This window comes from Dyadobacter sp. CY351 (assembly GCF_021502625.1).
Lineage (GTDB): Bacteria > Bacteroidota > Bacteroidia > Cytophagales > Spirosomataceae > Dyadobacter > Dyadobacter chenhuakuii.
Genome location: NZ_JAKFFU010000006.1, coordinates 343053 through 364135, shown reverse-complemented (window position 1 = coordinate 364135; position 21083 = coordinate 343053). Strand labels below are relative to the sequence as shown.

Sequence of the window (21083 nt, the reverse complement as noted above, 5' to 3'; positions counted from 1 at the left end):
AATTTATAAATATAGAAAGATATTTTTTTTTGATTTCTTTATGGCTATTTTTGAACCTGCTTTAAATCATAATTAATTGGACAAAACGCAGGTTTTGGCTGCGGGGGTGAATCATATGGAATCAGATCAGAACTTGCAAAATCCGCCCTACGAGCACAATGCGGGTTCTGATGAAAATGCTGCCCTGACCCAGTGGGCGCTTCTCCAAAAACAGGATGCTACCGCATTCGAATGCATTTACAAAACTTACGCTCGACTGCTTCATAACTATGGTTACCGCCTCGTTGCCGACAAAGAACTCGTCAAAGATACGGTGCAGGATCTGTTTGTCCAGCTTTGGAATAATGCGCCTACACTGCCTGCAGTTGCTTCCGTAAAAGCATATCTGATCGTTGCCTTGCGCCGGGAACTGCTGCGGCGGATCACCCGTCAGCGCAAGTTTGTGAACCAGGAAGCCGAACTTGCCGAAGCGTCGGCGGAGGACCAGCTGATCGAGGCACAAGCAGGCGAAATGATTTCCGATGGATTATCTAAGTTTATCGAAAAACTGCCCACACGCCAGCGGGAAATCATTTTCCTGAAATATTACAGCGGCCTTTCCACCGAAGAGATCGCCGCGGCCATGGACCTTACTTCCGGCTCGGTTTATAAGCTGGTTTACAAAGCATTGGACAGTCTCAAAACACTCACTTCCGACTGGAAAACCCTTTGGTTGTTCCTGCTTATTACGCTTCAACTTTTATTGCTCAAAACGGATATTGGTCAGTTTTAAGATTTCGTCATTCGGCTTATCGGGCTTTATCGCGAAAAAATAAATGTCATGCCTTCCGCTGATGGCCTTATCCAATGTGCCCGTCACTTTTTGCAATGTATCCCAGGAACCCGTCGGCCCGAATGCCACCGTGCTGATCACCGGCCCCGCCTGCGAATCCATCCGCACCTGAATGCTCCCTTGTTGACCCGATGACGCATATTCGTAAACAAACTGCTTAATGCCCGTCATATCAATGTTTTTTAACAAAATAAATGACTTGTGTCCGCCTTGTGAAAGATTGTCTCGGAAGCGCGAAAAACCCGTGAAAGCATCTGCAAAAGCAGGTTTTACATTGGCATTCCTGAGTTTTACAACGTCGATTCCGGTTAGTGGCCCCACCGTTTTTCCACCCTTGTCCTGATAAGAAGCAACAATGGTGTATTGCCCTTTCTGATCATTCTTCGTGTGCTCAGTCAGACTGGCTTGTCCCTGCAGCGGCAATGCGACGCGGCTCTTTTTCTCGTCGGTCACAGAAAAAATGTAACGCACCATTTCCTGCGCATCCTGTGTAGAAAGCTGCGGGTGTGCGCTCATAATGTGCTCCTTACCCCAGTTTCCGCCACCGCCATTGATGATCTTGGCCGCAAGTTCTTCGGTCGCACCGGCCTTTGTTTTATATCGTTTGGCAATGTTTGTAAACGTCGGACCTACCGAAGGCTGATCAATCGTGTGACAGGCACGGCAATCGCTGGCAGCCATTAATGTCTTGCCTAATGGCGTAGGTTCCTGTAACAATGCGTCGGCACTTTCGGGGATGAGGGTTTGCTGTGATTCCTGTTGCGGATTGTAGCTCATCAGCACCTTAACCTGCTTAGGATCAACTTTTACATCTTCCTTGTCCTTCACATTAACCGCATAGGAAAAAGGTTTATCATCCCAAAAGAAAGACTTGTTAGCTGCACCCGCAATCTTCACCGCAGGTTTGGTATTCCCAACCCGCACCACGAGCGTATCCGCGCTGACAAGCCCGGATTTATCTGTTACCCGTAAAATTGCATTGAAAACACCTTGTTTTTTGTAAATAAAACTGGCATTAGGCTTGGTGCTTCCCACTGTTTTACCATCAAAAAGCCACTGATATGTAATGTCATCGTCGTCATCCAGATCCTTGCTTCCCCGGCTGCTGAATGCAACGCGAAAGGGTGGCTGGCCGCTGGCTTGCTTGGCCATCGGGAAATTTCTTCGCTCGGAAGTCAGGAAAACGGTTTTATCGACCAGAGCCTCCCGCGCCGAATCCACGATGTAAGCCTGGGCAAGTGGCGGGCGGTTTCCGGTGTTGTATTCAATCTTCACCAATCGCGCATCGTCATTATCCGCGCCATAAACCGAGCCGTATTCCAGCATATACATTACGCCATCCGCACCAAATGCCAGATCAATAGGCCGACGAAAATCGCCGTTTGCGGCCATGAAAGGCTCACTTCTCACGTAATTTTCATTTTCATCAAATCGCAAAGCCATCACCCAGTTGCGCATCCAGTCGAATACGAAAAGTGCGCCGTCGTAGTAATCCGGAAATTTGCCGGCACTGGTTGTTTTTGGATTGAATGTATAAAATTCACCCGCCATCGCGCTGCGCCCGCCCACGCCGAGTTCGGGAAATTCTTCCGAGGCAGCATAGGGATACCAGATCATAGCAGGAACGGCAGGCGGCAATTTGTTCAGACCTGTGTTATTAGGTGAATTATTGACCGGTGCCGCCGGATCGAACTTAGGCCCAGCCGTTTTGGTTGCGAAATCCCATTTCACATAAGCAGCGTTATTACCCAAAAAGTAAGGCCAGCCATAATTTCCGGCCTTTTTGGCCTGATTAAATTCATCATAACCCCTCGGCCCCTGCGCGCCGTCTTTCCCTGCATCCGGCCCGATCTCGCCCCAGTACAAAACCGAAGTTTTGGGGTTAACGGCAATGCGGTAAGGGTTCCGGCAACCCATGACGAAGATTTCAGGCAGCGTTTTCGCCGTTCCTTTGGCGAACAAATTGCCTTCCGGAATGCTGTAAGAGCCGTCGGGCTCGGGATGGATGCGCAGGATCTTTCCTTTTAAATCATTGGTGTTCCCGGAGGAGCGTTGGGAATCCTGGCTGTAAAATTCTTTCTCAGGACGCTCATCCATAGGCGAATAACCGCCCGAGGGGAAAGGCGTGGAGCTGTCGCCCGTTGAAATGTACAAATTTCCGTCCTTATCCCAGGCCAGCGAGCCGCCATGATGCGAACCGCTGTTTTTCTGGACAGGCACTTTTAACAGGATTTTTTCGGATGCCAGATCAAGCTGATTATCCTTACTTAATGTAAACCGCGAAAGCTGGAATGCAAGATTTTCTTCGGTCAAACCCTCCGGCGCGTAATAAAGGTAAATTTGCCTGTTCTGTTCAAAAGCAGGGTCCAGCGTGACGCCGATCAGTCCCGTGCCGCCCATGTTCGTGATCGGGAATTTATAGATCAGTGTTGCTTTTCCTGTCTTAGGATCAAAAACGGAGAAATTTCCAAAAAGCTCGGTGAAATAAACCTTCCCATCGGGTGCAACAGCGAGCTCCATCGGCGAATTCAGGTCATTGGCCAGAACCGTTTTTACGAATCGGTTTTGCTGGGGCGTAACTTTGGCATAAGCCTTTTTGTAATCCAAAGGCGCATTTTTACCGATTGCATATTGAATCCCTCCTAATAAATGACCCAGAAATGCGGGATTGCTGTAACTTTCATCCGTATGCCCGTTGCCTGTATAAAAAGCGCGGCCGCCATCGAAGGTATGATACCAGGAAATCGGATGTTTGGCGCCATTGGTGCCGCCGTCGTAGGAATTTTCGTCCAGTTCAGCCAACACTCTGATACCCGAATAAAACGAGCGGTAATTGTACCATTCATCCTCCCTATCCCAGCGCTCGGGAAGTTTGGAAGTGGCAGGATGTGTTTTATCCAAAACTTGAACCGTGGCTTTGCGCACATTAGGATTATGCGGATGACTCGCGAAATGCGCGCCCATAAGTTTGCCATACCACGGCCAGTCATACTCTGTGTCCGCAGCAGCATGCACACCTACGTAACCCCCGCCCGCCTGAATGTAACGCTCAAATGCAGCCTGCTGCTCCCCATTCAGCACATTGCCCGTTGTGTTCAGCCAGATCACGGCGGCATAATTTTTCAGGTTTTCATCCGTGAATGCATTGGAATTGGTGGTTGTATCGGCCACAAACTGATTTTCCGCACTTAGTTTTTGAATGGCTTTAATTCCAAACGGAATCGAGGAGTGATGCCAGCCTTTTGTTTTGGAAAACACCAGCACTTTGGCCGGAGCCGGCTGCGTTCTGACCGTCATAGCCGAGTAAGTCAGCCATATCAGCGCCAGTGAGCAGGCAGCAGCCATTTTTATTTTAAAAGACTTCATAATTAAAAAAAGTTAATGCTTGCCAATGGCATATTGAATCCCACCCAGAATGTGTTGCTGAAAAAGCGGATCATCGTAAGCAGTCGCCAGATGTCCCAACGCGGTGTAAAATGCCCTTCCACCATCAAATGCATGTTTCCAGGCCAGCGGATGATATTCGCCTTCCGTGCCGCCTTCAAAGGTTTTTTCATCCGCCAAAAACAGCACTTCTACATTAGAGACGCGTTTGTTGAAATTATACCATTCATCCTTCCACGCCCACCGCTCGGGCAAATGGGCGGTGGAAGGATCTTTCCGGTTGGTAACCTGCACTACACCCGGAACGGGATCGGGCGGGTGGCTTACAAAAACGGCGCCGGTTAACCGGCCAAACCACGGCCATTCTTTCTCCGAAGCCGATGCGGAATGAATGCCTACATAACCGCCTCCTGCACGGATGTAGCGTTCAAAAGCCTCTTGCTGCGTTGCATTAAGGACATCGCCCGTCGTGGAAAGCCAGATTATGGCTGCGTATTTTTTTAATGTTTTATCGGTAAAAAAACCGGCATCTTTCGTCGTGTCCACATCAAAACCATTGGCTTTCCCCAGTTTCATAATAGCCTGAATGCCATTAGGGGTCGACTCGTGGTAATAGCGAAGGGTTTTACTAAAAATAAGGACTTTTGGCCTGCTTTTAGCAACGCAGGCCATTGAAAATCCAAGGGTTAGGAATAGTAAAAGGGTGAATATTTTGCTCATATTTCAAAAATCTCTTTTGTAAAAAATCCGCTCTAACATTTGTCTGGCAGCCCCGTCCGGGTCCACGCGGACTTCACTTTTATCATCAAAAACCATCATAGCACCCGGCTTTTTGACGAAGTCGGGCCAGACTGGTAAGCCGCTGTGGGACGGATTTCCGGTTTTCATGAAATTTATCCAGGCTTTGGTCATTCCGTCAGCTAGTGCACGCGCTTCTTCTCCCCCGCCCGTCATGGTTTCGCAGCGATCGGTGTTGGCAAAAACGAATGGGATTTCGCTGCAATGGAAAGCACGAGGGCGTTTATCAAGCACGGGCGTTTGCCACGCAAAAAGATAGAGGAAAACCGGTGCTGCTTTTTGCAATGCTTTCCGCTCGGCTTGCACATAAGCCATTGGATTATAAGGTGATATATAGGATAAAATCTCAACAGGCTTTGCCTTTGGATGCACCTTGCGCATGGTGTCGTAAACCGTTTGTGATTTATCCCCAAACCCCTCGGCCAGCTTCATTTTCAAACCATCCTCGTCTAGCAATTCCATGGCCGCATTGCCAATGCTCGCAGAAGCTTCGTTGCGATTGGTGCCAATGATCATCGGAATTTGCGCAGAATAATCTGGAACCGTTGGATCAAACGGATGTGCAGGAATGACTTTGCCATCCACCACAGGCTGCCAGCCAGCGCGTCCGACGTCCAGCGGAAACTTGCTCCCTAACTTCTGCTCGGCTGCAATGCTGGCCTGAACAATCTGCGAAAAAGGAATCTGCTGAATGTCTGCAATGTTGGATTTATCAATTTTGAGTTCTGCCAAAACCAGCTTGGCCAGTTCCGAGGAATAAGCATGCGTAGCGACCTGCACCGTGGAACTGCTTTGAGAAATGGCTTTATGAAAGAGCCCTTTCGCAGACGGCATCGCCATTAATGTGGTCACTTTTGCTGCTCCGCCGGATTGGCCGGAGATCGTAACATTACCCGCATCACCGCCAAATCCAGCAATATTTTCTTTCACCCATTCCAGCGCGGCCACCAGGTCCAGCATGCCCACGTTCCCCGATGTTGCAAATTGATCACCATAATTGGCCAGGTTCAGAAAGCCGAATGCATTCAAACGATGGTTTACAGACACGACAACGACATCGCCCGTTCGCGCCAGATTTTCACCGTCATAAGAAGGATGCTCCTGCGCCGAGCCGGAGAAAAAAGCGCCTCCATGCATCCAAAACAGCACTGGCCGCTTTTTACTATCATTGATCGCAGGCGTCCATACATTCAGTCGCAGGCAATCTTCTCCTTGAAAACCATCATTCCATTGATATAAAAAAGCATATTCTTCCATTCCCCACCCTTTATTCGGCTTTTGCGGGCATACGGGTCCGTAAGTCAATGTATCGCGAATTCCAGTCCAGGGTTCTGGTTTGGCCGGCGGCATAAAGCGTCCTTTTCCGGCTGTGGAAGCGCCGTAGGGAATGCCTTTGAAATTGACAGTATCCTTATGCATATAGCCGCGCACTTTGCCGGAAGCCGTATCCACGATGCAGCTGTTTGCCGAAGCTTTCACCGTAGCCTCCGCAGGCGCGGGCACATGGCCGGCCAATGCGGCCGACGACGTGCCCAGCCCCAATGCAGAGACGCTGAGTGTAAATTTTTGCAGGAAATCTCTTCTGTTATTTTGCATTCCTGATTGGATCAATAATTAGGATTTTGTTTCAATATGTCGCTTCCCTGGTAATCGATCTGCGTTTGTGGAATGGGCTGGTATTCGTCCCGGCCAGCTGTGAAATTGCCTCCGCTGTATGCCACAGGCAATTTGGTTTTTTCGTAGGTCAAAAAGTTATTAAGCACTGTCTGGGCCGTTCCCCAGCGAACGAGGTCGAAGAAGCGGTGGCCTTCGCCTGACAGTTCCAGCTTGCGCTCAAACTGCACGGCGAGCCTGGCAGCAGTCTTATCTGACCAGGCTGCATTGTAAATGGATACATTATAATTCGCAGCATTTTGACCATTTGCGGTTTTCACCCACGCTTCCCTGTTCGCTGCTCTCTGGCGGACCATGTTCACATAGCTTTGTGCTTTCGAAAGGCTTCCCACTTCGATTTCAGCTTCCGCAGCCATTAAGAGCACATCGGCGTAGCGGATAATATTGTAATTAATCGCCGAGTAAGTATCTGTGCTGGCTGTGGCGTCCGAAAGGTTTTTAACCTGGGATTTGTAATGAATAAATTTTTTAGGGGAATAAGGCCCGCCGAAGCTCTGGTCGCGGATCCAGGAATAACCCGGATGCACGCCCCAATCCAGAAAAGGAATGCCCCGGCGTCCCACCGACCAGTCCAGACGTGGATCGACCGGTCCGGCATCGGGCGTAAAGGGCTGATCCGAGATAATGCCCTGATCGGTTTTCAACTGGTTTGCGGCCGTATTATAAGATCCGTCCACAAGCGGCAATCCCTGCGCATTCACGCGGAAGGAATTGGCAAGCTCAAAACTAGGCTGAAAATAACCGCAGCAGCCGCCCGGTGCACTGGAACCGTAAGGATAATTTAAGCCGAGATCGGTGTTGGCATTGTCGGTGCTTCCCGTGTTTGCTGCCGCTTGGATTGCGAAAATAGATTCGGAATTGGTTTCCTTGGCTGCATTAAATATGTCGGTATAATTTGCTACCAATGCATATTTAAGCCCTCCGCTCGTTACGCCATTGGCAATCACCTCGTCGAAAAGCGTTTTGGCATCCTGGAATTTCTTTTGATAGAGATAGGTTTTTGCCAGATAAGATGCCGCTGCCCATTTGTTGGCACGACCAACCAGCGATTGTGTTGCGGGTAAGTTTTGGTAAGCATAAGCAAGATCTTCTTCTATTTTGGGCCAGATATCGGTGTTATTTGGCACTTTTTCTATCCCGTTTCCATAGGTCATTGTTTCGTCAATGAAAGGGACCATGTTAAAAATCCTTTTCAGATCGAAGTAATAATGGGCGCGTAGGAAGCGGGCTTCTGCGGAAATGCGTTGTTTGTCAGCGTCCGTTACATCCGCGCTGGCAGATGGTAAAATGCGCAACACAGCATTGGCGCGGCTGATGCCTTCATACATGGCATTCCATTTTTGACCAATATCAAAAAGGCTCGGATAAAGCTGGTAAGTCATGAACGGGATCAAATCGCCATAATCGCCGGAATTGGAACCCTTATTGGCATCACCACCGGAAATGCTTCCGCGCAGCCAGTTGGATGTGCCCGTTACCCGGCGGAACCCGCGGCCGTTCGTTTCTGCATAAGCAGCAACCAGCAATCCTTCAATGCCTGCTTTTGAGTTTAACTGGGTTACAGAAAGCTGCCCGGTAGCCGGGATTTCGAGGAATTGGTCGGAACATGCGCTATTGACGAATGTCAGCAGCAACATGATGATCCAGGTTTTATTGATATATTTTGTCATTGTATTTGATGTTTTGATCTGAACATTAAGAAGCATTACAAGCCGAAACTCAGGCCCAGGTTATAGCCGCGCGTCACCGGGTAATTGCCCACGTCAATCCCGAAGGCCGAGTCAGACGAACCACCCACAGCCGGGTCCAGTCCTGAGTATTTGGTCACGGTAAAGAGATTTGTCGCGGACAGAGAAATGCGCAAACGGCTCATGCCGATCTTTTTCAAGGCAGTGGCCGGCAATGTGTAACCCAGGTTCAGATACTGCATTCTGGCGTAAGATCCGTCTTCCACATAGTAAGAGTTGGCCTGCGTGTTGGTGCTGAAATTCCCGGCGCTTTCGAAGATCGGCACAGTGGCATCGGTGCGGTCGGGCAGCCAGGAATCCTTCACGCGTGTGCTGAGCGCGCCGCCTGTAAATGAGGGATAAAAGTCTGTAAACCAGCGCTGGTTGTTGAATATTTTGTTACCCAAAGAAGCGTAGATATTGGTGTTGATATCAAAGCCTTTATAAGACAATCCGAGGGAAATACTACCGGTAAATTTCGGGACCGGACTGCCCAGGTAAGCGCGGTCAGCGTCGTTGATCTTACCATCATTATTAAGGTCCGCAAAGCGGAAACGTCCAGGCGCAGCACCGGCCTGCGTAGGTGCGGTTGCAACTTCTTCTTTGCTGCTGAAAAGCCCTGCCACCTGATATCCGAAGAACTCAGAAAGCGTATGACCCACCTCATTACGCACAACGGGCGTACCCAAGCGGGTTCCGCCGCCTGTGAAATAGGGAACCAGTGGCGCAATGGCCGTGATTTTATTCTGCAAAAAGCTCCCGATCGCCGTCACTTCATAGTTCAGATCGCCGATCAATGCGCCGCGGTTCGAAAGCAGAAGATCAATTCCCTGGTTACGCATGCTGGCTACATTCACAAATGGCGCGCTGGCCCTTACACCCACAACGCCCGGCAATGCCAGCTGATAAAGCAAATCACGCGTATCCTTGCGCCAGAAATCCACCACGATTTCGAGTTTGTTATTGAAAAGCGCTCCGTCGATCCCAATGTTGGAAGTGACGCTGGTTTCCCATTTGGCATCCTGGTTGCCGATTTGGCTGGTGTAGTAACCCGGCGAAATGGTGTTGTTTGTCGCTCCCAGATCATATCCGTTTGCCGCGTTGGAAGCAAAAAGATTGAACTGGTTGGTTGAGCTCAGGTAATTGGAATTCCCCATTAAGCCGTAACCGCCCCTTATTTTCAGGTCTGAGATCCAGTTGATGTTCTTCATGAAATCTTCGGACGAAACACGCCATGCAGCCGAGAATGCGGGAAAAACACCGAAACGGTTATTGGGAGAGAATTGCGATGAACCATCTCTGCGAACGACTGCGGTTACAATGTAGCGGTCATTGTAAATGTATTTGGCCTGACCAAAAAGTGAATAAAAGTTATTTCCCTTGGAGTTTCCGCTATTAACCTGACGCGTCGTGCCGGGCGTGGTTGTACTAAGCGTCACGTAGTCCGGATCGGTCGAGAACGGGTTAAGGCCGGATCCGCTGATGTTCCTTCCGGCGCCTGTGTTCAATGATTCGACGCCGGCGAGCGCATTGATCTCGTGCTTGCCGAATGTCTTTTTGAATGTCGCGGTGTTGGTAAATGTCCAGGCTAATGCAAAACCAGATCCTTCATTATAGCTGAAATTGGCAATGTTCTCCGCATTTTCATAGGTGGAACGTGAAGAGCTCGTGCTGTAATTGTTGAAATAAGTGCCGCCAATGCTGCTGCGTAATGTCAATGATGGAATGACATCATATTCCAGATAGGCGTTACCAAAACCGTAAATGGTCCGGTTAAGGTTATTGGCAGCGGCTTCTCTGCTGGCCAGTGGGTTCCTTGGATTACCCAAACCAGGAGCTGCCGTTCCGCCATATCCGCCGAATGCATCATAAACCGGCACGATCGGCGCCATTCTGAATGCCGAGAGGATGTCGTTCTCGTCGGATGCAATGCTCGAATTATTGTTGGTGCTGTTCCCCAGCGAGCTGCCGGAATTGCCCTGTAATCCTTTTGCCCCAACATAAGCCAACTGAATGTTCTCGCCAAACCGCAGCTTTTTGCTCAGATCAAACTCAGTATTCGTCCGCAATGTGTAACGGGAAAATTTATTATTGATCACAATCCCGTTCTGCTCCTGCATGCCCAGACTCACATAATAACGACTAAAATCCGAGCCGCCTGAAAATCCAAGCGTGTGGCGCGTCATAGGCGCAGTTCGGGTGATGGCTTTGTACCAATCCGTACCTTGCTTGTTGGCTTCCATAACCAGATAATACGGGCCGTTTGCCGGATTAGTATTGTATTTTGTGCGTTCTGTTTCCAGATTAACTGCCGATGCCGGCTGCCCAACTTTCCCTCCAACCAGCAGATAATCAGGCAAAACCGGTGTACTCCCGGAGCCATACTGACCATTGGCAATGCCTGCAAAGCTGTTTGGCCCGATCGTTCCGCCACTTTGAAAAATGTCATTTTTCCTGGCCTGCCAAGTCCAGTCTGCCTGTTCCTGCGGATTCAGAATGTCCTGGCCTTTGCCGGGATTGGTAACGCCATACAGTCCGTCATAGCTCACAGACAGTTTCTGCGCCTTCTTCTGCCCTTTTTTAGTTGTAAGCACAATGACACCAGCCGCAGCACGTGCTCCATAAATAGAAGCGGATGCTGCATCCTTTAATACAGTCGTTGATTCAATGTCATTAGGATTGATAAACTGAATGCTCTGCGTAGGAACGCCATCCACAACATACAGCGGCTGATTTCCGCCAAATGATCCGAATCCCCGGATCCGAACCTGGCTGGACGTTCCCGGCTGACCATTTGAAATAACTGTAAGACCTGAAACGCGCCCCTGCAACTGCTGCTCCACATTGGAAGAAGGCACAACCTGCAATTGCTGCGGCTTCACGGTCGAAACTGCACCCGTAACCTGGCTGCGGTTTTCCGTCGAGTAACCTGTAACTACGACTTCGCTTAATGTTGCAATGTCATCTTCCAGTAAAATGGTGATGTCAGAGCTGTTACCGACATTCACTTCCTGCGATTTGTAGCCGATAGAAGATGCTACGACTACGGGATTAGGCCCTTCAATGTTGATGCTGAAATTACCATTAGCATCCGAGGTAGTGCCGGTTTGTGAACCTTTGAGCAAGATATTGACACCCGGAACAGCCCCCGCGGCGCTGTTAACCTTGCCAGTCAGAACACGGGCGTTCTGTGCAAAGACATTGAGTGCCAAAAGCATCAATGCACCTAGAAGCACATTCGCTTTCAGTGCTTTGTAAAAAATTTCTTTCATGAAGAAAAGGCTTTGGATCGCGAAACGTGATTGCGCAGTTTCGCATCGTGCGCAAAACCTCGTGTCAGAAGGCACCTTGTCTAGAATAGCTGCCATGCTGAAACTGGTTTCAAAGCCTAAGTGCAGCAAGCCGGGCCGATTATCCCTTTAGGAAGAAAATATTTTATTTAAACTATACAATCCCGCGCCATAAAATAAGATTAGCATGTTCCTTCCAGCCAATTGATTTGATGGTAATTATAGCGGCCGCATAAATTGTAGTTTTAGCATGCCTCCCATTAATTTCCGAAGCGCCAATCGGTCAAATTGTTCCACTTTTTAACTATACCGCTATGTCAAATCTAGTTCAGCTTGTACAAAATTTTAAAAATCCGGTAGCACTCCGGGTAACTTCCGGCAGCGACAAAGTGATCATTGCCCAAAGAAACGGGAGGTTTTTTTCCCTGGATATTGCGGCGAGTACTTCGTCCCCCATTTTTAGCGTCAGGGCCAAAATAAATTCCTTTGACCTTGCGGACGACGATGATACATTATATATGGTGGGGCCCGCTTGCGGGCTATTAAAAGGAAAGATCAGCGGAGGTAATGTGAGAAGGCTTCTGCGAAATCCCGTTAACCCGACGAATGTGCTCACACAGAGCGACCAATCCCTCTTGGTGACGGAGGATAGCGCAAGTGGCCGCCTGTTTGCATTGACGGAACTGCCGAGCTTGCTGAACGTGCTCTCCGCAGATCTGAATAAAGCTGTGGTTGTATTGAAACAGGAAACTTCGGGAAAAATTTTCGTGGCAGAAAATTCGAGCGGAGGCCGCATTCTGGAAATAATCAGTGGTGGTGTGCCCGTTGTGATTTTCGATAACCTCGGAGAAATTGCCGACGCCTGCTGGACAAACAATCAGCAGAACCAAGTATTTATCGCTGAAAAATCCGGAGACCGCATCTTATTTGCTGATTTGTCGCAACCTGGCATTGCCCCCACGGAAATCTTCACAGGCATAGGACATCTCTGGGCAGTTCAGGCCATCGATGACGAACGCATTGCGATCGGGATGAAGGAGGAAGTCCTGATTGGCAAACTGAATTCTGATCCGGTTACCCTCAGAGTCCCCGACGGCGAGCTTTTCATTTCAGGATGGGTACGGGTTCCGGTGAAAATCAATAATCCTGCCATCAGCTTCGATGATCTGGAATTTATTGTTCACCCCAAAGAATCCGGCGCCATGGTCTCTATTTCAAGAGATAACAGCTTCAACCCTGCTGAGCCCGATATCATGCTGGCTGCGGGCTGGATGACGGGAAAGCATAAACTTGAAGTGATCCACCAGGGCAATTCCATCGCAACCGCAATATTTAATGTGCTCGAAAACTGGACGAACGAGGAATACGGGCCGTCGGTTACAACATTTGGCAGCATTGAATCGGGGCCATCGGGCGGGACCTGGGGCGGGCCCGACAGCGGCGACTTTCAGGTCCCGCAGAATGTAAATGTTATACCGGCCCTTGGTACACGTAATATCGGCCTCGTTCTGGTAGATACTTCCAGCAACCGTTATCCCGGCGGCGCGGCTTTGAATACGATCATAAATGATTTTCAGGATGAGATGGTCAATGGCGTAGGCGTGCTGAACCAGTCTGTTGTGCGGTATTATAATGAGGCTTCCGGGGGACTTTTCAATGTGAACCTTGTTGGGATAACGCAGCCTGTTATGCTGCCCAATGCCTGGGAATCTTATTTTACTTTTGACGATACGTGGATAGCCAATCAAGATCTTGACTCGACCATCATATCTCTCATTGTACAGCAAAACATCATTGCCCAGCAAGCAGGTAATGCTCCTTTTTTGGACCTTTCGCAGATTGATTCACTGATTTATGCCGTGAGAAGTGTGCCCCGCACCGCACCGGACGACGATTTATTTGTTTGGCCAAGAGCTTCTCTCACAAACATTCAGCAGCTCGTAGGGGTTGACCTTACGGCTCCTATTCCTATTCCGCAATATCGTGGCGTGGGAAAAGTTTTCATGCCGGACGATTGGGCAACGCGGGATGGTGCCCGCCAGTTTCATGAAACCGTAATTCATGAGCTTGGGCATAATCTCGGCCTCAATGATCAGTACGATCAAAATTCTTTCAGCGCGGATGCGAGCAGCCGCATTACAGGATTTAACCCCAATGAAAGCTGGGAACTGATGACCTGGGAGCGTGACCTGCCGCTGCCTTCTGCCGCACACCGGCTGATGCTCGGCTGGCTCAACCCGAACCAGATCCGGATGTATAACTTTGGCGTTTTTGGCGCGATAGACGAAAGTATCACCTTGCATGCAACCATGGCAGGGCCGGTACCGGCGGGTCGTTTTGCCGCCGCCGAAGTACGCCTCGAAGATGGTAAAAATTATTATTTCGAATACCGTCCCGCTGTCTCCGGGGTTACGGCCGACCATAATCCGCCAAAATCCAGGGCCGTGCTGGGAACTGAGGCGCTGTTCCGTTCAACGAATCCGAGCGACCGGCCTAATATTCTTCGTGTGGAGGAAGACGCCGACGCGGTGACCGATGAGGGCTCGTTTTCACTCTCGCAGGATTTCAAGGACAGGGATACCACAACACCAGGATTTGAACAGGATTTTATTGTGGATGTTTCCAATACCACTGCCGACTCTGCAACCATACGCGTCCGTTACGCGGCCGACCTGAAACCCGACCCTGCATTAACCCCCTGGTCGCCGGGATCAAACTGGCAAAGTCCTGACATTGAGGTTCTCAATGGGCGTAATGCATCGGACCCTGCATTCAGGAACATTCCCTGGGAAGGGCACAATAACACAGTTATCGCCCGGGTTACCAACCGCGGTTCCAGTGACGCCCATAGTGTTACGGTGAAGTTTTTTGCCAAAGATTTTACATTTGGCGGAGGTACGGAGTCGCCGCTAGGTGAGCAGACACTGGATGTGCCGGCAGGTTCGACGGTGACCTTTACGGCATCGGATATATGGAGTCCTGCCACGGTCTCGTTCCCCTTTGGCTCCGTTCAGTATAACCAGCACGCATGTTTGGTTGCGCGAATGGACCCGTTTCTCGATTCGGTCAGCAATATATGGGAGGTGACTCCCGAGAACAACGAGGCGCAATCCAATTACACATGGATGGCCTCTACCACGAGCTCACCGGCATCAAGGGAAGCGACGGTACTTGTAGCAGAAAACACATTAAAACACCCCGCCTTCGTTTATTTCACAATCCACCAGCCGCACCCGTTATTCCGCGTATACCTCGATCACCGCTGGGTTTTCCTGCAACCAGGTGAAAAAAAGCAGATCCTCGTGATGACGGAATCCCTGCTTGGCGACGGCCGTTTCAGCTATATGACCAAGAACCTCATCAGGAGGGAACGCAGGATTACCACCAATCTGCGCCTCTCTGCACTCGGCGATACGGGAAATACGTGCGCTGCGGAAATCATCGGCGGCGCAACCTTACTCGTACTAACCGGCTTAGGCACTCATTTCAAAAGGTTTGAAGCAGAGCATGGCCTGGCATTTGGGGAGATTGTACGAAATGACAACGGCGAAGGCGTGAATGGGAAAGTGATCGTTTCCATCAAGGGAAAGGACCGGAGCGGACGAAAAGGCGAAACGTTCAAAGAAACAACGGTCACAAACGGAATATTCCGTGTAAAGATCGGCGACCAGCGCGATGTCACGGTCCAGGGGCATTACCTCGGGCAAACGATACTGACACCCTGCGATAGTAAAGAAATAGATTTGTGAAAACGCCCGGTAAAGCCCTTCTCCCAATGGAGAAGGGCTTTGTATATGATCTCGTTGGCGAAAAATTTCGTCGGCGTTTTCATTTTGTGGGACAAATGTTGCTAGCCCCACGATTCAAAAAGTAACGCTGGAATGACCTAACCGCCCGGTAACTTACATTTTGGTTCGCGTAAATTATCCGGAAACTTCCCGGGAGATTTACATAAATTGCCTTTTTAACCAAACACCCTTTCCAGATGACACATACTACCTCCAATCCAAAGATCCACGAAGGCCGCAATCTCAAAAGATTTCGGGAAATGCTCGCGATCAAACAGGACGCCCTCGCCTTCGAACTAGGCGAAGATTGGAACCAGCAAAAAGTCTCCCTGCTAGAACAGAGGGAAAAAATCGATTCCGACATTTTGGAGCAGGTTGCGGCGATTTTGAAAATTCCCGCTGAGGCGATTCGGAATTTTGATGAAAATCAAGCAGTCAATATTATTACAACTACTTTCAATGACAGAGCCGTCGGTAGTTCTGTAAATTACGGAACCATTCAATTAGACCCAATTGATAAGATTATTCAGCTTCACGAAGAGAAGATTGCATTGTATGAGCGGATGTTGAAGGAGAAGGATGAGATGATCGAAAGGTTGGAGCGGTTAATTGGGAAGTAGGTGATGGTAAAATGTGCATCTAGTTGCAACCTCAATGCTGATTCTTTTTTTGCTTTAATTTGTTACCTTAGTCAGCAAAGATTTATTAAAGAAGACTAAAATATAGACCATGATTGCGACCAAGCCAAATATTCATAGACTCACCCAGGGACTAAGAAAGGCTGTATCTACTACGGCAACAGGAAAAGTCGTAAAAGACCAGAAGGACCTGGTTTCCTCCATCAGTCTGGCCATTAATAAGTTACAAGACAGCCTGACAAGAAAGACTGCAAGCGCCAAAACCGTCAGCACCTACCTGGCCGAACTCACTTGGGTTGACATTTCGGATGAAAAAGTAAGAGAGACGATCATCGGATTGCTTCACTCCTCCCAAATTTGGTATGATTTGGAGTTGGAATACATTGAAACGATTCAACCTGTAATTAAAAATGGGATTGCAGCAAGGGAGTTCAAGGCATACAAAGAATCAATTGAAGAATTAGGTGAAGCGATTTCTGATCTAAGATCCGCAGTAATTATATTGCCTAACTCCAAAGAATTCAATGATGCAATGAATGAGCTTTCAAATCTTTTATGAGAATATTCTGCACCGTTGAGTTTGAGAAAATATTCAAAAAGCTTAGCAAGAAGAATGCGTACAAAGATTTGGAAAAAGAAATTGTCGATTATTTCTTCGCAGAAAAAATAGATTTCTCAGGTGGCAAACGTTTAGGAGGCCATGCCAAAAATCCATATATCAAAAAGCGTTTAGGAGGATCTGGCGGATACCGCACCTATTTTTACGTTATCCTAAAAGACGATAACCTGTATTTAATGTTCCTCCATCCAAAAACCGGCCCCGACGGATCTCCAAATATCACCGACGATGCCAAAACAAAGCTTCTTAAAGACTTGATTTCAGATATTAAATTGGGAAGGTTGCTGTTGGTAACGAGGCATGAGACGAAGAAGCAGTTGGTGTTTAAGGCAGTGAAACAATTACCGAATATTTGAAAAAATTTAAGCATTGAAGATGTTCAAACTTCGATACTTTTCTCGCCCCCTTGGATTTGTGCATAGGACGCTAATATGTAGAGTCTCGTGTTCCAAAAAATAACATAGGATACTATCACAATGCTAAATAAAATGTTCTCAAACTGGCAACTTCCGCACTACACATTTATATTCGGCGTTATTGCTACACTCATTGGCCTGTCCGCCGCATATATTCAATTTAAGAAAGAATTGGATGATGCGAGAGAAACGAATCAACAAAATGCCAAGAGAGAAACCGAATTTAAGGCGTTATTATCTCGTTACGAAAAACTCCAAGAATCAAGCAAAAACATTATAGAAAAAGCAAATGAAAATTCGAAGATTCAGCAAAGTATCAATGCCAAGCAGGATTCCGCGTTAAGTTATGCTATAAAACAGATTGACGTTGGTGACCAACTGTTACAAGAGCAAGCCAAATTAATCAATACTCAAATTACCAATTTCCAAGAATTATCAGGTAGTGAATCGATACCCACTATTGAATATGAAGTAATTGATGTTCTAGATAAAGATTTTTACATGTTGGCAATATCGATTCAAAACAGTGACACTTTGACACTTCGGAATTTACAGGTATCCATAAGGAACACCGCCTCGTACATTTCAGGTGGTGCGGAACACACCGCCCAAATCAAAAATGGGAATGCGTTTTCGTATGAGAAATTTTTAGAAGATCTAGTTCCAAAAGAAGCCCGGTCCATAGATATTCCACCAAGGTCAAAAATTAGAGTATGCTCTTCTACAATAAAATTTACAAAAAATCTTCAAAAAATAAGTGATATCTATTTATCCTGGAAGGGTGGAACATTAAGAGCCGAGATCACTACTAGTGTTGACGAATTTATGCCGAGGTATCTAGTAAATCACTGTGATATCAGATTGCATAATAAAGCACGTGTTGAAGACAATGGAAAATACATAATATATTCGACTAATCTCGGCGAAAAACAATTTCACCAAGCTAAAATGCTTAAAAGAATGCAATCAAACTAATAGATGGTTCCGATTAACACAAAACCAACTCCACTCCCAAAACATCCTCAATCCTCACAATCGTAGCAATCGTAAAATGCTATTCTTTTTAACCCAAGAATTAACTGTCTGAGGTCTTACCCACAAATTCTGCACCAAACGCTTCGGGCTCGTTCCAAGTTTTCTCAACTAGGCAAGATTATTGTTCGCAATAATCCTTGATTTTCCATAGCTTTCGGGTTACCGGCTTTGCGTGTTTCGCGCTCTCCTTTTGCTGGGTTCAAAAATGGCAATAGATTCGAGTTTTAATAATATATTTTCTCTCGTTTCCATAGTCATTCAAAATCAATGTTTCCCAGTATCCTGCGATTATTTCTTCTGTAATCAGCATGAAGAAACCATTAATATCACAATGTACAAAGGCGTAGTCGCGTAGTCTGATATCACAGGATCCTGATTTTAAGCTCGGAGAATTTTTGGATCCGCTTGAAATCGGATTTATTGAAGGTGATTAACTCTGTACAGTGATCTTCGGCTATGGCTGTATGGATGCAGTCACTAATATTTTGAAACCCAATTAATTTAGCTAGTTGAATGCCGCGCATCGTTTGGTTTAAATCATATGATACCGGTTCTGAGGGCAAAAAGGTGTTTAGCATCCGCTCAATGTTGTCTGGTTGTTGCCCCAAACGATGCAGTACATAGGCCACCTCTTGCAGTCAAAGCAATGAAACAAAAAAACGGTCATTGTCTGTAGCCGCCTTATATAGTGGGTAAGCTAGCTCTGCTTTATCAGGTTCTTGAGAAATAAGCAAATGGATCAAAACATCGGTATCAAAATAGACTTTGTTCATTCGCCCAGCATTTCATTTGCCAGGTCAGACAAATTTAAATTAGCTGGGACACTTACATCTTTAAACAGCTCGCGCAGTTCCAGCGTCTTTTTATAAAGCTCTTTTTGATCAACCGGTGCGGCAATAGGCTCGTCATCAATGATGAGTCGAAACGTACGACTTCCAAATTTGGCTTTGGCAGTAGCAAGAATGTTCTCTATCACTTGCGCGTTGATGTTGGCGGGATTTATCTGAAATGTTTGCTGCATAGTACTGGTCATTTCCTCGAAAATACAATGTTACTGGAAAAATTCAATTATTAAGCCTGGATAAGCCTGAAAGCTGGAAGAGTAACTTCCATTCGCTCTCATTCCTACTTATTTAAAGGTAGCGCTCAAAACCTCCCACATCCTTACATTAGTTGCGCTCCTCCTCTAAAATATCAGCTTAAATAATCAACGCAAACGCTACGCATCCATCTATCGGAATGCGCACATTTGTCCTTTTTCCCGAATGCCTTTAACCTGAACAAATCAACCTTAAACATTCATCATCATATGAAAAGAAACGCATTTATTGGCAGTATGGCTGTCATTACTTCACTTCCTGCCATTGTATTTGCGAATGCAGCGGCATTAAGAGGAATGATCGAAAAGGTATTTAAAACAAAGGCTGGTGAAGGGCGTAAGCATGGTCACATTCAGTTGAAGGGCGTCAATGCGAATGTGTTGGATGTTAAGGTTTCGGGTAGCGATACAGATGGTGGTTTCGCGATTTTTGAGCAAACTTCACTCAGTCAGGGGCGTGGAACGCCGCTACATGTGCACCCGGGACAGGATGAAGTTTTTTATGTGCTGGAAGGCGCTTATGAATTCCTTGTGGATAAGGAAAGATTTAGCCTGACGGCCGGCGAGAGCATCTTTCTGCCGCGAGCTGTTCCTCACGCCTGGACCCAGGCATCGGCCAAAGGTAAAATGCTGGTAACATTGCAGCCGGCTGGAAAATTGGAAGATTTTTTCTTGCAAATGGCGGCGCTGACGCACGATCCTACGCCACAAGAAATCGCCAAAATATTTGAACAAAACGAAATGAAGGTGGTTGGGCCACCGTTGAAACTGGATTAACAGTGGCCTTTCTGTGGGGACAATCAGGTTTTGCTATTAATCAGTAATTTCAGAAGATCCAGTTAAATACACTTACTTTTTCTGAACCATTCCAATGTCTGTTAGCCACCCTAAAAAGCTCTCAGGCCAGTATTTCAGGGTTTCGCCCTTTGTAAAATCCATGGCAAATCCATGAGAGCCTTTGTTGTAAATATGCATTTCGGCTGGAATTTCTGCTTTCAGCAAAGATGAATAAAAATCAACGCATTTGGCGGCTGTTGTCAACTTATCGTCGTGGGCATTGATGAGGAAAACCGGGGGACAACTTTCCTTTCGAACTGTATAAGTTTTTAAAAATGCAGCATAGAAAAGACCTGCGAAATTGGGTTTCCAGCTAACCGTGCCGGATCCCTCATTGATTTCGTCGGTTGCTGCGAGTTCTACCGCCAATGTTCCGCCAGCCGAAAAACCTGCTATGCCGATTTTATTGGGATCAATTTTAAGTTTAGATGCATCTTTTCGCAAAGTGATAATGGCCTGCTTTGCGTCATCGAATGCAGCTGCAAAATAGGTTTCTCTGGGAATTACAAAATTTTTGCTGCTATCTCTGGTATTCAAGCGATATTTTAGCACCATCGATGCCACGCCCTGTTCTTTTAGCCAAAGCGCAAGGTCAGTTCCTTCCCGATCGAACCAATTATCTACAAAGCCGCCTCCCGGACATATCACTACGGCGACCCCCGTTTCTTTTCCAGGCGGTGGCAAATGTAGAACGTACGTAGGAACGGACACTTTGCGAAAGACCCGGTTCTTTTTTGAAAGCGACTGAGGATTTACATCGAAATTTACCACCTCTTCGCCAGTAGCATATTTCACGGGATTGTCTGTGATACCTGATGGCCATAGCGGTTTTTCTTCGGATGTTTGGGCATCAGCGGTAAATCGCAGGGTAAGCGAAAGACCGAGGCTCAAAAGCGTTATCGATATGTATTTCAGGTTCATAGCGCAAGATTTATGATCATAAACT

At 47.4% G+C, this 21083-nt stretch carries 14 protein-coding genes; 7 read left to right on the top strand and 7 right to left on the bottom strand.

Going from position 1 to position 21083, the window contains the following annotated elements:
* Positions 1–76: 76 nt before the first annotated feature.
* Positions 77–772 (top strand): RNA polymerase sigma factor, encoded by a 696-nt coding sequence (locus tag L0660_RS13945; protein ID WP_235160017.1) that lies wholly within the window; start codon positions 77–79, stop codon positions 770–772.
* Here the strand turns inward: L0660_RS13945 and L0660_RS13940 are convergent.
* Genes L0660_RS13940 through L0660_RS13920 form a run of 5 tightly spaced genes read right to left on the bottom strand, consistent with a single transcriptional unit; the run spans position 740 to position 11687 of the window.
* The gene (locus L0660_RS13940) at positions 740–4198 is read right to left on the bottom strand and encodes a ThuA domain-containing protein (protein ID WP_235160016.1); all 3459 of its coding nucleotides are present in this window, start codon (positions 4196–4198) and stop codon (positions 740–742) included. The two genes, L0660_RS13945 and L0660_RS13940, sit on opposite strands and share 33 nt — an antisense overlap.
* A 12-nt stretch (positions 4199–4210) precedes the next feature.
* Entirely contained in the window at positions 4211–4936 is a 726-nt protein-coding gene (locus L0660_RS13935) for a ThuA domain-containing protein (protein ID WP_235160015.1), read from the bottom strand.
* Between the two features lie 3 nt (positions 4937–4939).
* Positions 4940–6610: a carboxylesterase/lipase family protein gene (locus tag L0660_RS13930; RefSeq protein WP_235160014.1), complete on the bottom strand. Its 1671-nt coding sequence runs from the start codon at positions 6608–6610 to the stop codon at positions 4940–4942.
* A gap of 11 nt (positions 6611–6621) precedes the next feature.
* The gene (locus L0660_RS13925; protein WP_235160013.1) at positions 6622–8358 is read right to left on the bottom strand and encodes a RagB/SusD family nutrient uptake outer membrane protein; all 1737 of its coding nucleotides are present in this window, start codon (positions 8356–8358) and stop codon (positions 6622–6624) included.
* A gap of 35 nt (positions 8359–8393) precedes the next feature.
* Positions 8394–11687, bottom strand: a complete 3294-nt coding sequence (locus L0660_RS13920) for a TonB-dependent receptor (RefSeq protein ID WP_235160080.1) — start codon at positions 11685–11687, stop codon at positions 8394–8396.
* 332 nt (positions 11688–12019) lie between these two features.
* Between L0660_RS13920 and L0660_RS13915 the strand changes: the two genes are divergently transcribed.
* From L0660_RS13915 to L0660_RS13895, 5 genes are all read left to right on the top strand, one after another.
* Positions 12020–15454: a hypothetical protein gene (locus L0660_RS13915; RefSeq protein WP_235160012.1), complete on the top strand. Its 3435-nt coding sequence runs from the start codon at positions 12020–12022 to the stop codon at positions 15452–15454.
* A 236-nt stretch (positions 15455–15690) separates the two neighbouring features.
* Complete coding sequence (locus L0660_RS13910) at positions 15691–16113, top strand: XRE family transcriptional regulator (RefSeq protein WP_235160011.1); 423 nt, start codon at positions 15691–15693, stop codon at positions 16111–16113.
* Between the two features lie 109 nt (positions 16114–16222).
* Complete coding sequence (locus L0660_RS13905) at positions 16223–16690, top strand: hypothetical protein (RefSeq protein WP_235160010.1); 468 nt, start codon at positions 16223–16225, stop codon at positions 16688–16690.
* Between the two features lie 68 nt (positions 16691–16758).
* Positions 16759–17106 carry a hypothetical protein gene (locus L0660_RS13900; protein ID WP_235160009.1) on the top strand — a complete coding sequence of 116 codons (348 nt, stop codon included), beginning with the start codon at positions 16759–16761 and terminating at the stop codon, positions 17104–17106.
* Positions 17107–17226: 120 nt separating this feature from the next.
* Complete coding sequence (locus L0660_RS13895; RefSeq protein WP_235160008.1) at positions 17227–18141, top strand: hypothetical protein; 915 nt, start codon at positions 17227–17229, stop codon at positions 18139–18141.
* Positions 18142–18970: 829 nt separating this feature from the next.
* On the opposite strand, the gene L0660_RS13890 is transcribed toward L0660_RS13895, so the two are convergent.
* A complete protein-coding gene (locus L0660_RS13890) occupies positions 18971–19222 on the bottom strand; it encodes a hypothetical protein (protein ID WP_235160007.1) in 252 nt (83 codons plus the stop codon).
* 288 nt (positions 19223–19510) lie between these two features.
* Between L0660_RS13890 and L0660_RS13885 the strand changes: the two genes are divergently transcribed.
* Complete coding sequence (locus tag L0660_RS13885; RefSeq protein WP_235160006.1) at positions 19511–20077, top strand: cupin domain-containing protein; 567 nt, start codon at positions 19511–19513, stop codon at positions 20075–20077.
* 72 nt (positions 20078–20149) lie between these two features.
* Here L0660_RS13885 and L0660_RS13880 read toward each other — a convergent pair whose 3' ends face one another.
* Positions 20150–21058 (bottom strand): alpha/beta hydrolase, encoded by a 909-nt coding sequence (locus L0660_RS13880; protein ID WP_235160005.1) that lies wholly within the window; start codon positions 21056–21058, stop codon positions 20150–20152.
* Positions 21059–21083: the final 25 nt, after the last annotated feature.